Origin of the sequence: Antarcticimicrobium sp., assembly GCF_029212575.1 — a bacterium.
GTDB lineage: Bacteria > Pseudomonadota > Alphaproteobacteria > Rhodobacterales > Rhodobacteraceae > Antarcticimicrobium.
This window is the reverse complement of record NZ_JARGPK010000021.1, coordinates 73,405-86,258: the sequence shown is the minus strand read 5'-3', so window position 1 is coordinate 86,258 and position 12,854 is coordinate 73,405. Positions and strand designations below refer to the sequence as shown.

The 12,854-nt window shown below is 62.5% G+C and carries 12 protein-coding genes; 8 read left to right on the top strand and 4 right to left on the bottom strand.

Annotated features, from left to right (window positions below):
- Nucleotides 1-45 precede the first annotated feature (45 nt).
- Entirely contained in the window at nt 46-837 is a 792-nt protein-coding gene (locus tag P1U75_RS04310) for an ABC transporter ATP-binding protein (RefSeq protein WP_300240223.1), read from the top strand.
- A 14-nt stretch (nt 838-851) separates the two neighbouring features.
- Nucleotides 852-1,640 (top strand): SDR family NAD(P)-dependent oxidoreductase, encoded by a 789-nt coding sequence (locus P1U75_RS04305; RefSeq protein WP_300240222.1) that lies wholly within the window; start codon nt 852-854, stop codon nt 1,638-1,640.
- A gap of 22 nt (nt 1,641-1,662) precedes the next feature.
- Here the strand turns inward: P1U75_RS04305 and P1U75_RS04300 are convergent, their stop codons facing one another.
- On the bottom strand, nt 1,663-2,766 hold the full coding sequence (locus P1U75_RS04300; protein ID WP_300240221.1) for a CaiB/BaiF CoA-transferase family protein: 1,104 nt from the start codon (nt 2,764-2,766) through the stop codon (nt 1,663-1,665).
- Nucleotides 2,767-2,878: 112 nt separating this feature from the next.
- On the opposite strand from P1U75_RS04300, the gene P1U75_RS04295 reads away from it, so the two are divergent.
- The 3 genes from P1U75_RS04295 to P1U75_RS04285 are packed head-to-tail and all read left to right on the top strand — an operon-like array spanning nt 2,879 to nt 6,105.
- Nucleotides 2,879-3,667: an enoyl-CoA hydratase-related protein gene (locus tag P1U75_RS04295; protein ID WP_300240220.1), complete on the top strand. Its 789-nt coding sequence runs from the start codon at nt 2,879-2,881 to the stop codon at nt 3,665-3,667.
- Nucleotides 3,668-3,683: 16 nt separating this feature from the next.
- On the top strand, nt 3,684-4,922 hold the full coding sequence (locus tag P1U75_RS04290; RefSeq protein WP_300240219.1) for a thiolase family protein: 1,239 nt from the start codon (nt 3,684-3,686) through the stop codon (nt 4,920-4,922).
- Nucleotides 4,923-4,938: 16 nt separating this feature from the next.
- Nucleotides 4,939-6,105 (top strand): acyl-CoA dehydrogenase family protein, encoded by a 1,167-nt coding sequence (locus P1U75_RS04285; RefSeq protein WP_300240218.1) that lies wholly within the window; start codon nt 4,939-4,941, stop codon nt 6,103-6,105.
- 85 nt (nt 6,106-6,190) lie between these two features.
- Here the strand turns inward: P1U75_RS04285 and P1U75_RS04280 are convergent, their stop codons facing one another.
- Genes P1U75_RS04280 through P1U75_RS04270 form a run of 3 tightly spaced genes read right to left on the bottom strand, consistent with a single transcriptional unit; the run spans nt 6,191 to nt 9,490 of the window.
- A complete protein-coding gene (locus P1U75_RS04280; RefSeq protein WP_300240217.1) occupies nt 6,191-7,354 on the bottom strand; it encodes an acyl-CoA dehydrogenase family protein in 1,164 nt (387 codons plus the stop codon).
- A 4-nt stretch (nt 7,355-7,358) separates the two neighbouring features.
- Nucleotides 7,359-8,234 carry a GntR family transcriptional regulator gene (locus P1U75_RS04275; protein ID WP_067925394.1) on the bottom strand — a complete coding sequence of 292 codons (876 nt, stop codon included), beginning with the start codon at nt 8,232-8,234 and terminating at the stop codon, nt 7,359-7,361.
- A complete protein-coding gene (locus P1U75_RS04270; RefSeq protein WP_300240216.1) occupies nt 8,231-9,490 on the bottom strand; it encodes a CoA transferase in 1,260 nt (419 codons plus the stop codon). The genes P1U75_RS04275 and P1U75_RS04270 overlap by 4 nt, the downstream gene beginning before the upstream one ends.
- A gap of 219 nt (nt 9,491-9,709) precedes the next feature.
- On the opposite strand from P1U75_RS04270, the gene P1U75_RS04265 reads away from it, so the two are divergent.
- The 3 genes from P1U75_RS04265 to dctP are packed head-to-tail and all read left to right on the top strand — an operon-like array spanning nt 9,710 to nt 12,695.
- Entirely contained in the window at nt 9,710-10,303 is a 594-nt protein-coding gene (locus tag P1U75_RS04265; RefSeq protein ID WP_300240226.1) for a TRAP transporter small permease, read from the top strand.
- 2 nt (nt 10,304-10,305) lie between these two features.
- Nucleotides 10,306-11,586 (top strand): TRAP transporter large permease subunit, encoded by a 1,281-nt coding sequence (locus tag P1U75_RS04260; RefSeq protein ID WP_300240215.1) that lies wholly within the window; start codon nt 10,306-10,308, stop codon nt 11,584-11,586.
- Complete coding sequence (dctP, locus tag P1U75_RS04255; RefSeq protein ID WP_300240214.1) at nt 11,562-12,695, top strand: TRAP transporter substrate-binding protein DctP; 1,134 nt, start codon at nt 11,562-11,564, stop codon at nt 12,693-12,695. Before P1U75_RS04260 ends, dctP begins: the two co-directional genes overlap by 25 nt.
- The last annotated feature ends 159 nt before the right edge of the window (nt 12,696-12,854 follow it).

The following is a 12,854-nucleotide window of genomic DNA, read 5'->3' as shown; positions in this document are numbered from 1 at the left end:
CGATTGCGGCGCCCGTCCTGATCCTTAGCCCCGGGCAGAATGACCATGCTGGAACTCAACAACGTGGAAGTGACCTATTCCGACGTCATCCTGGCGCTCAAGGGCGTATCCATGACCGTGCGTGAAGGCCAGTGTGTTGCGCTGCTCGGCGGCAACGGCGCGGGAAAAAGCACCACGCTCAAGGCCATTTCCGGAACCCTGAAATCCGAAGACGGGACCGTTTCGGCGGGGTCCATCATGCTGAACGGCACCGCGATTCAGAACATGGAAGCGTCGAATGTGGTGAAGAACGGTCTGATCCACGTGATGGAAGGCCGGCGCGTGCTGCGTCACCTCACCTCCGAGCAGAACCTGATCGTCGGCGGGCACATGGTGCCCAACTCTGCCGAGCTGAAAAACCGGCTGGATCATGTCTATACCCTGATGCCGCGCCTTGCCGACCTGCGCAACCGCACCTCCGGTTTCATGTCCGGCGGCGAACAGCAATTGTTGCTGATCGGACGGGCGATGATGGCAAAACCCAAAATCATCGCCATCGACGAGCCGTCGCTGGGGTTGGCCCCGATGATGATCCGGGATGTCTACGAGGTGCTCAAGCAACTCAAATCGGAAGGCACGACCTTCTTCCTGGTCGAACAGAACAGCGCCGCGGCGCTGTCGATCGCGGATTATGCCTATGTGATGGAAAACGGACGTATCGTGATGGACGGCCCGGCCGACAAGCTCGCCAATAACGAGGACATCAAGGAATTCTATCTCGGTGTCACCGCCTCGGGCGAACGCAAGAGCTATCGTGAAATCAAGCACTATCGGCGCCGCAAGAGATGGCTGGGATAGGATAGGGAAAGAACATGAGTGAACTGCTCGCAATCAAGGGACGTACCGCATTTGTAACCGGGGCCGGGCAAGGTGTGGGCCGTCAGGTCGCGCTTTATCTGGCCCAGCACGGCGCGGGCGCCGTTGTGGTCAACGATTTCCACGCCGAGCGCGCCGAAAGCGTCGCCGCAGAGGTGGAAACCGCCGGCGCAAAGGCGCTCCCGCTCGCTTTTGACGTGTCCGATTTCGAAGCGGTCGGCGCGGCCTTTGCCAAGGTACAGGAAACCTTCGGCAGCGTGGATATTCTGGTCAATAACGCGGGCAACGCCGGTCCGACGTCGCGGCTTGATGATCTTGTCCCGTTCTGGGAATCGGACCCCGCCGAATGGCGCCGCTGGATGGCCACCAATTTTGACGGTGTGCTGAACTGCACCCGCCACGCCATGCCGCTGATGGTCAAGGGCGGCTATGGACGTATCGTGACGGTGATCTCGGACGCGGGCCGCGTGGGCGAGCCGCATCTGGCGGTGTACTCCGGTGCCAAGGCCGGGGCGGCAGGTTTCATGCGCGCCATTGCAAAGGCCGGTGGCCGGTTCGGGATCACCGCGAATTGCGTCGCCCTGGGCGGCACGAGAACCCCGGCGGTCGCCGATCTGATCCCCGATGCAGAGACCGAGAAGCGGGCGCTGTCGCAATATGTGATCCGCCGGCTGGGCGAGCCGGAAGACCCCGCCGGCATGATCCTGTTTCTCTGCTCGGATGCGGCCAGCTGGATCACCGGACAGACCTATCCGGTGAATGGCGGGTATTCCTTTGCCTGCTAGCGCCAAATGCGGGGGGTGGCCGTCAATCGGAGCCGCCCGCAAAGACGCTGTCATTGTCGGCGCCGATCTCCGGAGGCAGGCCCGAAATCTCGGAGTCAAAATCGTCGAACTTCAACGGCTGGACCAGGAAGGTTTCGGTCTTGCCGCCGTCCTGCGTCATGGTGCGCAACAGCTGGCGCGCACGCACATGCGGGTCATCAAGCGTTTCGACGAGCGAATGGAGCGGGCCCCAGGGCACGCCCGCGCGGTCGAACAGATCGCCCCAGTCATCGCGCGTCTTGCTGACCAGCACCGCCGCGATCTCTTCGCGCAGCGCGTCCTTACGGGCGACACGCTCGCGACCTTTCAATCCAGCAAGCTCCGGCTTGCCGATCACATCGCAGAACGGTGTCCAGAACCAGTCCTCATGCGCGATAGACAACGTCATCAGCTTGCCGTCCTTGCAGGTGAAAACGCCATAGGCCGGTTCGGCGATAAATTCGCCAAGCGGCGTGCCATTGGCCGCCGGAACGAGGAAGGCGGTGAGCATGGAGACCACTGCGTCCGACATCGAGACATCCACGTAACGCCCCTGCCCCGTGCGCTGACTGGAGACAACCGCCGACAGGATTGCGATGGCCGCAAACAGCGCCGCGCCAATATCCGCCAGGGGGACGGTGGGCAGCGGTCCGGCCTGCCCGGCATCCGCCTGATCGGCCAGCAGGCCACCGACCCCTTCATAGCTCAGATCGTGCCCTGCCCTGTCCCGATAAGGTCCATCCTGCCCGTATCCCGAAATCGACACGTAAACGAGGCTCGGATTGATCTTGCGGATGTCCTCGAACCCGGCACCGAGCGCCGCGAGCTTTCCGGGGCGGAACCCTTCAACGATGACATCGGCGGTTTGCGCAAGGGTGCGAAATTGTGCGAGGCCATCGGCGGATTTCAAGTCGAGCGCCACGCTGCGTTTGCCGCGGTTCAGGGCCCTAAACAGAGGCGGAAACTGACGGGCCGGATCGCCGACACCCGGTCGTTCGATCATGATCACCTCGGCCCCCATGTCCGACAACAGCATGGTCGCATAGGGACCCGGGAATTGTTCGGCGAGGCTGAGGATTTTCAGGTCGGCCAGGGGTGCAGTGCTCATATCGGGCTCCATGTCTCGTTTTTCCCGCGTGCGGGTCCCGTCCATAGCAACTCGATCCGTCGGAAAAAGCAAGCCAGAATTGAAAATTCTTATTGTTCTTCAGGAGGTTAACATGACTGAAGCGCCAAAGACCCTGTCCGTCGAACGTGTGGCCGGAACCGAATGGATCACTTTCCAGCGGACCGACCAGTTGAACGCCATGTCGATGCAGATGCTACGGGAAATGGCGGACGCGCTTGAAGCCGCGATTGCCGATAACGCGGTTCGCGCCATCGTCCTGACCGGATCCGGGCGGGCGTTCTGCGCCGGTGCGGACCTCAAGGAGGTCGCCGGTGCCAAGCACGAACCCGGCGAACCCGACCTTCTCGATCTCGTCGAACACACCTTCGGGCTGATGCGTCACGGCCCCAAGCCAGTGATCGCCGCCGTAAACGGGCTGGCCATGGCGGGAGGGCTCGAGATGGTGATGGCCTGCGATCTGGTCTTTGCCGCCGAAAGCGCGCAACTGGGTGATGCTCACTCCAATTTCGGCGTCTTTCCGGGCGCGGGGGGCGCGGCGATCCTGCCGCGGCGGGTCGGGCTGAACCGCGCGAAATTCCTGTTATTCTCGGGCGAAAACATTTCGGCCCAGGACATGATGGACTGGGGGTTGGTGAACAAGGTCGTGCCGGACGCAGAGTTGCGCGACGCCGTACAGGCTTTCACCGACCGGCTGGCGGACAAGAGCCCCGCCGTATTGCGCCGCATGAAGAAGGTGGCGAACCGGTCGCTGAACGTGGACGAAACCGCCGCCCTGGCCGAAGAGATGCTGAACCTGCGCGCGCATATGCGTTCCTGGGACATGCGCGAAGGGCTGGCGGCTTTCAATGAAAAGCGCAAACCGCAGTTTCGCGGCTACTGAACAGGGAGACTGCAAGATGCAGGATATCTACGTTGTTGGCGTCGGGATGACGCCGTTCGGAAAATTCCGGGATAAATCCATCAAGGACATGACAGGCGAGGCCGTCGCCGCCGCACTGACCGACGCCGGGCTGACCTCTGATCGCATCGACGGCGCGTTCTTCTCGAACGCGGTGCAGGGCCATATGGAAGGCCAGCACATGATCCGGGGCGAAATCGCGCTGCGCGAGATGGGCATTCAGGGCATTCCGGTAGTCAATGTCGAAAACGCCTGCGCCAGCGCCTCGACCGGGTTCAAATTGGCGGTGGATTTCCTCAAGGCCGGCAATGGCGATTGTTGCCTAGCCGTGGGCGCCGAGAAGATGTATTCCGACGACCGCGCGCTGATGTTCTCGGCCTTCGACAGCGGCTGGGACGTCAGCAACGGCGAAGAGGTCGCGCAGCGTCTGGCAGATCTGGGTGCAGGGGTCGAGGAACCCGAAGGGTCGAAGTCGCCCAAACCCTATAGCGTGTTCATGGATGTCTATGCAGGCTTCGCGCGGCTCCACATGAAGACCTTCGGCACCACGCAGGAACAGTTCGCCGCCGTCTCGGCCAAGAACCACGCGCATTCGGCGCATAATCCACTGGCGCAATACCGCGATGCGATGACCATCGAACAGGTTTTGCACGCGCCGCCCATTACCTACCCGCTGACCCTGCCGATGTGCGCGCCGATCTCCGACGGCGCGGCGGCCGCCGTGCTTTGCACCGGTGAGGGGCTGAAGCGGCTGGGGCTCGATCCTGCCCGCGCGATCAAGGTCAAGGCCGCGATCCTGCGCTCCGGCACCGACCGTCCGCCGGAGGGTTTTGAAAATCACCTGACCCGCTTTGCCGCGCTTCAGGCCTATGAACAGGCCGGACTCGGCCCCGAGGAAATGTCGGTCGCCGAAGTGCATGACGCCACCGCTGTTGGCGAGGTGATTCAGATCGAAAACCTCGGCTTTGTGGCATTTGGCGAGGGTGGCCCGGCCAGCCTGCGTGGAGAAACCAGTATCGGCGGACGGATACCGGTAAACCCCTCCGGTGGGCTGGAATCCAAGGGGCACCCTGTCGGGGCCACCGGGATCGGCCAGGTTTTCGAACTGGTCACACAGCTGCGCGGCGAAGCTGGCGCGCGCCAGGTTGAAGGCGCGCAAAACGCGATTGCCGAAAACGGCGGCGGCCTGCACGGCGTCGAGGAAGCTGCCGCCTGCGTCACCATTCTGGGCCGCTGAGACAAGGAAAAGAACAATGGAAAACGTGATCGCCGCCGCTCAGGCAATCTATACCGACGAGCAACGCATGTTGCTGGAAAACTTCCGTAAGATGGCCGAGGCGGAATTCGCGCCGCTGGCCGAGAAATACGAAAACCTCGGCCACCCGCCCGATGCGGAAACGCTGAAATCCCTGTTCGCCAAGGTCGAGGAATTCGGGCTGATCAGCGGCCTGATTCCGGAAGAGGACGGCGGCGCCGGGATCGACCGCATGACCTATGGCATCCTCTACGAAGAACTCGCCCGGATCTGGGCCGATCTGGCGATTGCGGTGCTGATCCAGGGCCACGCGGTGTTTGCGGTCAACCTTTTGGGCGACGCGGCGCAAAAAGAGGCCTATCTGAAGCCACTCCTGCGTAGCGAACGCATTTGCGCCACCTGCATTTCCGAGCCGGAAGTTGGCTCGAACGTGCGCGAGGTCAAGACCCGCGCAGAACGCAGGGGGGGCAAGATTTTCGTCACCGGACAGAAGCTCTGGATTTCCAATGGGGCGCAATCGGACTTTGCCATTGTGGTCTGCAATCTGGACGACGGGATTTCCATGGTCATCGTCGACCGCGACACCGGCGGTTATGAAAGCCGCGAGTTGCGCAAGATGGGGCTTGTCGGTGCCTCGACCTGCGAATTGTTCTTTGATCAAGCCGAAACCACGGAGGCCCACGTTCTGGGCAATTCCGGCGGCGGTCTGTTCCAGACCTTGAAGCTGTTTGAAAGCGCGCGTGTGTTTGTTGGCCTGACCAGCATCGGCATCGCCCAGGCAGCGCTGGAATGTGCGGTCAAATATGCGCAGGAACGCGAGCAGCATGGCAAACCGATTGGCGGGCACCAGTTGATCCAGGGCTATCTGGCCGACATGGCCACACATCTCGATGCCGGGCGGCTTTTGTGCCAACGCGGGCTGCAACTCTTGGATCTGGGCGTGCGCTGCGACACCCAGACCTCGATGGCAAAATGGTATGCGACCGAGATGGCCGTCGAAATCGCCGGCAAAGCGGTGCAAATCCACGGCGGCAACGGCATCACCAAGGAGTTCCCCGTTGAACGGCACTTCCGCAATGCGAAGGTCATGCCGATCCCGGATGGCACCACCGAAATTCAGAAGCTGGTAATCGGGCGAAACCTGACCGGGTTGAACGCGTTCTGAAAAAGGGCCTTGGCCGCCCCACCCTCGAAGGTCGTCAGCTTCGAGGGTGGGCACGACCCGGCGGAATCGCGATACGGGCGAAGGGTCAGTAGGACTTGGGCATCCCCAGTGCCTTCTCGGCCACGTAGGAGAGGATCAATTCCTCGCTGACCGGCGCGATGAAGTTCAGCACGCTTTCGCGAAAGTAGCGCTCGACGTGGTATTCCTGCGCGAAGCCAAAGCCGCCATGGGTGCGCACCGCCCGGAACGCCGCTTCGTAGGCTGCCGAGCCTGCGAGGTTGCGCGCGGTATTGGCCTCCAGCCCACAGGGCCTGCCCTGATCGTAAAGCGCGGCGGCCTTGTAGGTCATCAGTTCCGCCGCTTGAAGACGCATCCACACCGTGGCAAGCGGATGCTGGATCGCTTGGTTCTGGCCGATCGGACGGCCGAAGACAACGCGCTCGCGCGCATAGGCCGCCGCCTTTTCCAGAACATGCATCCCGAACCCGACCGCTGCCGCAGCGACAATGATCCGCTCGGCGTTCAACCCGTGCAGCAGAACCTTGAATCCCTCGCCTTCTGCTCCGATCCGATTTTCCTCTGGAACCTCCAGCCCGTCGATGAAGATGGCGTTGGAATCGACTGCCTTGCGTCCCATCTTGGCAATTTCATGCACGTCGATCTTGCTGCGGTCGAAATCCGTGTAGAACACCGACATGCCGTCGGTCGGTCGCTTGCATTCCTCGATCGGCGTGGTCCTGGTAACCAACAGGATGTGATCTGCGCGCTGTGCCGTCGACGTCCAGACCTTGCGCCCGTTGACCACATATCCCCCGCCTTCGCGGCGGCGCGCGAAGGTGGAGATATGTGTGGTGTCGAGGCCCGCGTCCGGTTCAGTCACGCCGAAGCAGGAGCGGTGCTCGCCCCGGATCAGAGGCGGCAGCATCCGCGCCTTTTGTTCGTCGGTGCCGAAGCCGACCACCGGTTGCAGCCCGAAGATATTGATATGCACCGCAGAACTGGCCGCCGCGCCGTAGCGCCCGATTTCCTGCATGACCAGAGATGCCTCGGTAATGCCCAGGCCCGAACCGCCGTATTGGTCCTCCATGGTCACGCCGTAGAAACCGCCTTTCGCGATCTCGGCCGCGAAATCTTCGGGGAAGGTCCCGGTTCGTTCGCGTTCCAGCCAGTAGGCATCGTCGAAACGCGAGCAGATCTTGGCCACCGCGTCGCGGATGGCCCGTTGCTCTTCGGTGAGATCGAAATCCATGAGATCACTCCTTCTTCTGACTTGGGTGTGGTCGCTCCGAATGCTCGGGCGGGGCGGGTTCCGCCATATGCGGGCGCCAGGAGCCGGGATCTCCTGTGGCGAGATTGCCGAACTGGCGCTCGGCGGCAAAGACGTCGCTGCGGATCTGCACGAGGTGAGCCATGACCGGGCGGCCTTCGGGATCGAACAATCGCGAGACCACATGGGCCACCGGCTCGCTGAGGGTGATGCCCAACAGGTGCGCGGTGGCGATGTCGGCCCGAACGATGGTGATGATCTGGTCGCCCGACAGATCCGTCAGGCCGGTGTGGTCGCGCAGCAGTTGTGAATAGAGCTGCGTTTCGTCAGCGCCCTCAGGCAGCATATCGAAATAGCGTTGCGGCAGCCACAGATCGACCAGCGAATAGGGCTGCTGCCCGGCGTGATGGCGCTTGCGAACATGAACCAGCGGCGTTTCCAAACCGATCAGGTCGCGGCCAAGATCGGGACGGTCTTCACAGGACACGCGCGACAGAATTTCGATGCGGACTTGTGCCCCGAGCGTCAGCGGATCGTAGGCGGGCGTATGCGCCTCTATCTGCTCGGCCGACGTTGTGACAAAGGTGCCCAGCCCGCGGGTGCTGTCGATCAGGCCCTCGCTGCGCAGAACCCCCAGGGCCTGGCGGACGGTCTCACGCGCCAGACCGTATTCTTCGCGCAGGACCAGCAAGGTGGGCAACTGGCTGTGTGTGGGCCAATGGCCGCAGCGAATCTTTTCGCGAAACAGGCTTGCGAGCTTGAGATACAAGGGGATGCCGTCACGCTGCCGAAGCAGTTCCCTGGCCGAGCCTTCCTCCGGGCGGGGACAGTGGCCGACGCCGGTGGTCCGGGTGCCGCTCAAGGCTGGTCGCCGGACCGAGGCACCGCTCCCGCCAGACCGTCGTTTGCCGACGAGTCCTGCTCGGGTTGCACAACGATACCGGCCTCTATCAGTTGAGCAACCCTTTCCGGTGAGAAGCCGAACTCTTCCAGTATCGCCGTGCCTTGTGCGCCAAGGGCAGGTGCTGGAAGGTCGGGGCCCGTCTCCACGCCTCGCATCGAGTAGGGGCTGCGGACCCGGCGCATCGGCCCCTGCTGAGGATGGACATAGTCTTCGATCAAACCGACGGCGCGGACATGCGGATCGTCGGGCAGATCCTCCATCGCCATCACTGGGGCATTGGGAATATCGAGGGCATCGAACAGCGCTTGCCACTCTGCCGTGGTCCGCTGCGGCAGGATCTGCGTGACGACAATCTCGTAGAGTTGGGGAAAGTGCCGCTGTGCAGTCACGGCGTCGGTCATCATGGGGCCGTCGGCCACGTCGTCGCGACCCACAGCGCGCAGGAATCGCTGCCACTGGTCGAATTTGTAGATCCCATGCGCGATGAAGCCGTCGCTGGTCGGCGCAGGCTTGCGGAACGGGCTCATCACCCGGGCGTAGCCGAACCCGCCTTCCGGCGGCCGGTAGGCGGCACCGTTGAAATGCTGGCTCAGCATCACTGACACCATGGTTTCGAACATTGGCGTTTCGATGTAACACCCCTCGCCGGTGGTGCGCTGCCGGAACAGGCCGGCCAGCATCGCCTGACCCAGCGCCAGCCCGGTGATCTTGTCGGCGGCCACCATCGGCACAAAGGCGGGGGCACCTGCGTTGCGCCCGTTGGCCTCGGCCAGACCCGACCGGGCCTGAATCAGGTCATCGAAGGCGGGCAGGTCGGCATAGGGCCCGTCCTGCCCGAACCCGATCGCGGCGCAGTAGACGATGCGCGGATTGACCTCCCGCACGGCGTCATATCCAAGACCCAGTCGCTCGATCGCAGGCACTCGCATATTGTGAACCACGATGTCCGCCTGACTCAGCATCTCCAGCAGCGCCGCACGCCCTTCGGGGGATTTGAGATCAAGCGCAATGCTGCGTTTGTTCCGGTTCACCGCCATCCACTGAGCGGTCATACCCGGCGCGCGCGAGACGCCGAGGCGCCGGTAATAGTCGCCTTCCGGCGCTTCGACCTTGATCACATCGGCCCCGAAATCGCCCAGGAACTGGGTGGCGTAGGGGGCGAGGAGAATATGGCCCAATTCCACAACGCGCACCCCGTCGAGCATTTGAAACATGACTCTCTCCCTCCGGTTTTATCGTCGGTGCCGGCGACACGGCGCGGCAAAAGACTATAAGTCTATGTTGCTGGATTTTTTTGCACGGAGTGCGTTGACATGCAAGGGGGCCTTGCTAAGTTTAGCGCCACAATGAGGCACAGACAGTTTTTTCCGGGTTCGGAAATCACCGCTGAAAATGGCCCGCAATGGTACAAAAAGGGGGGGATCGTGGTCGCAATGAAGCCACCGAAAAACGGGGGAGCCGTGCGCGGCATGTCAGCCGTCTCGCGCGGGTTGGACGTGCTGGAGACCGGGCTGGCGGCACTGGCCTGCGTCGCATTAGCGGCAATCATGCTGATCGTGGTCGTGGATGTCGCAATGCGCTACGCGCTTTCGATGCCGCTGGGCTGGTCGTATGACCTGATCGGGCTCTACCTTGTTGTAGCGGTGTTTTTCCTGATGCTGCCCGACACACTTCACCATCACGGCCACGTGGCGATCGATCTGTTCCAAGGGGTGCTTCCTCGCCGATTTCGGCACCTTGGACTGGCGGTGGGTTATGCCGCGGGGGCGCTGGTTATGGCGCTGATCGGATTGGAGGCCTGGGACCGCTTCCAAAGCTCCTATGCCGGGCAGGACCGGATCGCCGCGTTGGTCCCGTGGCTGACGTGGCCCGCTTATCTGATTGTCCTGACCGGCACCGCTCTGCTGACACTTCGGCTGATCTACCGGGCGGTCGGGCACGGGCTTTCCATCTTTTCGCGGCTCGATCTGGTTGAGATGCCGCCCCCGCCCGAAACGACTGCTCTCCATGGGGAGGACGCCCTGTGACGGTGGCTTTGGTAATTGCGCTATTGGCCGGGCTGCTGGTGATCGGGCTGCCGGTGGCCCTGGCAATGGCGATTTCGGGGTCCGTGGGGCTTTACCTGTTCGGCGGAATGGCGGTGCTGGGCGGTATCCTGAAAACCGCGCCGCTGAGCACCGCGAATTCCTACGAGATCATCACTATCCCGATGTTCATCCTGATGGCTGAGTTCGTGATCATCTCCGGTGTGGCGCAGGATCTGTTCCGCGCAGCAACCATATGGGTCGGCCGCCTGCGCGGGGGTCTGGCTATGGCCACTGCGGTGGCGGGGGCTGGCTTTGGCGCGGTCTCGGGATCGAGCACGGCGGCGGCGGCGACGCTCGCTTCGACCTCGATTCCGGCGATGATTGACGAGGGCTACGACCCCAAACTGGCCAGCGGCGTGGTGGCGATCTCGGGCACTCTGGCGATGTTGATTCCGCCGTCGGTGGCGCTGATTCTCTATGGGATCATTGCCGATGTCTCAGTCGGACAACTGCTGGTGGCAGGGGTGATTCCGGGAATCCTGGTCGCTCTGACCATCATGGCCACGGTCGCGGTTCTCGTGCGTATCGATCCCTCGGCCGCGCCTGCCGGTCAGTCTTACAGCTTTCGCGAGAAGATCGCGTCGCTGTCGCGTGTGGGGCCGATGCTGGTGCTGTTCCTGGCCGTCACCGGCACGATCTACTCAGGAATCGCCACGCCGACCGAGGCGTCGGGCATCGGTGCCTTCGGTGCGATGTTGCTGGCGCTGCGTGAGGGCAAGCTGGGGTTCGGCTCGGCTTGGGGCTGCCTGAGACGGGCGGCGCAGACCACCTGCATGATTCTCTTCGTGATCCTCGGCGCGCATATCTTCGGTTATTTCTTCACCCTCACGCGGGTGACGAACGATCTGACCCATTGGATCGGAGGCCTCGGCATGTCGCCGATGGGGGTGATGGTGGTGATCCTGATCATCTACATCTTCCTGGGGGCCTTCATGGATCAGATCGCCATTCTCATCCTGACGGTGCCGGTGCTTCTGCCGTTGGTGCTGACGCTGGGCTTTGACCCGATCTGGTTCGGGGTGATCGTCGTGGTGACCGCCGAGGTCGGTATGGTCACGCCACCACTGGGCATGAACGTTTTCGTGGTGGCCCGCTATACCCGTCGACCTTTGGGTGAGATCTTTCGCGGCACGTTTCCGCATGTTCTGGCGCATTTGCTGGTGATCGCGTTGCTCACCGCATTTCCCGCGCTGGTGCTGTGGCTGCCCTCGACAATGAACTGACGACGTCGGCCTGCGCAATAGCGCCAGTCCATAACCCTAGAATACAGGAGGAGAATGAAATCATGACCAGAATATCCAAATTCCCATCGCCCGTACGGACAGCGGGCTGGGCCCTGAGCGTTGCCTTGCTGCCGCTCGCCGTGCAGCCGGTTGCAGCGCAGGAGATCGAACTGCGCGCGGCCGACAGCCTGCCCACCGGCCATTACATTGCCCAGAGCCTGATCGAACCTTTCATGGAACGGGTGAGCGAGCGAACCGGGAAAACCGAGTTCGCGTACTTCCCGGCTCAGCAACTCGGCAAGGCCAAGGACCTGCTCTCGCTGACCCAGACCGGCGTGACCGATATCGGCTATGTCGGCCCCTCCTATGTCAGCGACAAGATGCCCCTTTCGGCGGTCGGGCAATTGCCCGAGGCGTTTTCAACCTCGTGTGAGGGCACGATGGCCTATTGGGAGATTGCCAAGCCCGGCGGCGCGCTAGACCAGGCCGAATTCGCGCCGAACGGCGTGCGCCTGCTGATGGCGATGGTGCTGCCACCCTACAACCTGCTGACGTCGAGCCGCGAGATCAGCGGGCTGGACAGCATGGAAGGCCTGAAGATCCGTTCAACCGGCGGCGCGCTTGACCTGACCATCCAGAAGATCGGCGGTGTGCCGGTGCAGATGCCGGCGCCGGAAGTGCGCGAGGCTTTGTCCCGCGGGACGATCGACGCCGGGCTCTTCCCCTATCCCAGCGTCACGCCCTACGGCATGGAGACATTCCTCGACTGGGGCACGCAGGGGATGAACTTCGGATCCTTCGTGGCGACTTACGTGATCAGCCACGAAAAGTGGGACAGTCTTCCCGAGGACGTCCAGCAGGCGATGACCGCGATTGGCGAAGATTTGACTAGGGAAGGATGCGAAACTGCCGACCGACAGAACCTTGAAGTCAAGCAGCAGATCGCCGAGGCGGGCGTGACCTTCGTTGACCTGCCCGCCGGAGATGTCGAAAAGCTGAACCAGATCCTGTCGACGGTGGGGTCCGAATGGGCCGAGCAACTCGATGCCCAAGGCAAGCCCGGAACCGAGATCCTGGAAGCCTTCCGGTCCGCGCTGAAAAGGAACTGATACCAGATCGTGGTCGGCCCGGTTCCTGTGTCGGGCCGGGCCACCAAAGACGCGCAGAAGTCAGCCGGTGGGTGCATCTGAATCCTGCCCTTCGACACTCAGCCTGGTCGCCCGTTATGCAGCTGAAGTCCGGGCGAGCCGTGCATACGTTCGGCCACA

Excerpts from the sequence above, each read along its gene's own strand:
- P1U75_RS04310 (WP_300240223.1), top strand. The coding sequence starts at position 46 with ATGCTGGAACTCAACAACGTGGAAGTGACCTATTCCGACGTCATCCTG.
- P1U75_RS04305 (WP_300240222.1), top strand. The coding sequence starts at position 852 with ATGAGTGAACTGCTCGCAATCAAGGGACGTACCGCATTTGTAACCGGG.
- P1U75_RS04300 (WP_300240221.1), bottom strand. The coding sequence starts at position 2,766 with ATGAGCACTGCACCCCTGGCCGACCTGAAAATCCTCAGCCTCGCCGAA.
- P1U75_RS04295 (WP_300240220.1), top strand. The coding sequence starts at position 2,879 with ATGACTGAAGCGCCAAAGACCCTGTCCGTCGAACGTGTGGCCGGAACC.
- P1U75_RS04290 (WP_300240219.1), top strand. The coding sequence starts at position 3,684 with ATGCAGGATATCTACGTTGTTGGCGTCGGGATGACGCCGTTCGGAAAA.
- P1U75_RS04285 (WP_300240218.1), top strand. The coding sequence starts at position 4,939 with ATGGAAAACGTGATCGCCGCCGCTCAGGCAATCTATACCGACGAGCAA.
- P1U75_RS04280 (WP_300240217.1), bottom strand. The coding sequence starts at position 7,354 with ATGGATTTCGATCTCACCGAAGAGCAACGGGCCATCCGCGACGCGGTG.
- P1U75_RS04270 (WP_300240216.1), bottom strand. The coding sequence starts at position 9,490 with ATGTTTCAAATGCTCGACGGGGTGCGCGTTGTGGAATTGGGCCATATT.
- P1U75_RS04265 (WP_300240226.1), top strand. The coding sequence starts at position 9,710 with ATGAAGCCACCGAAAAACGGGGGAGCCGTGCGCGGCATGTCAGCCGTC.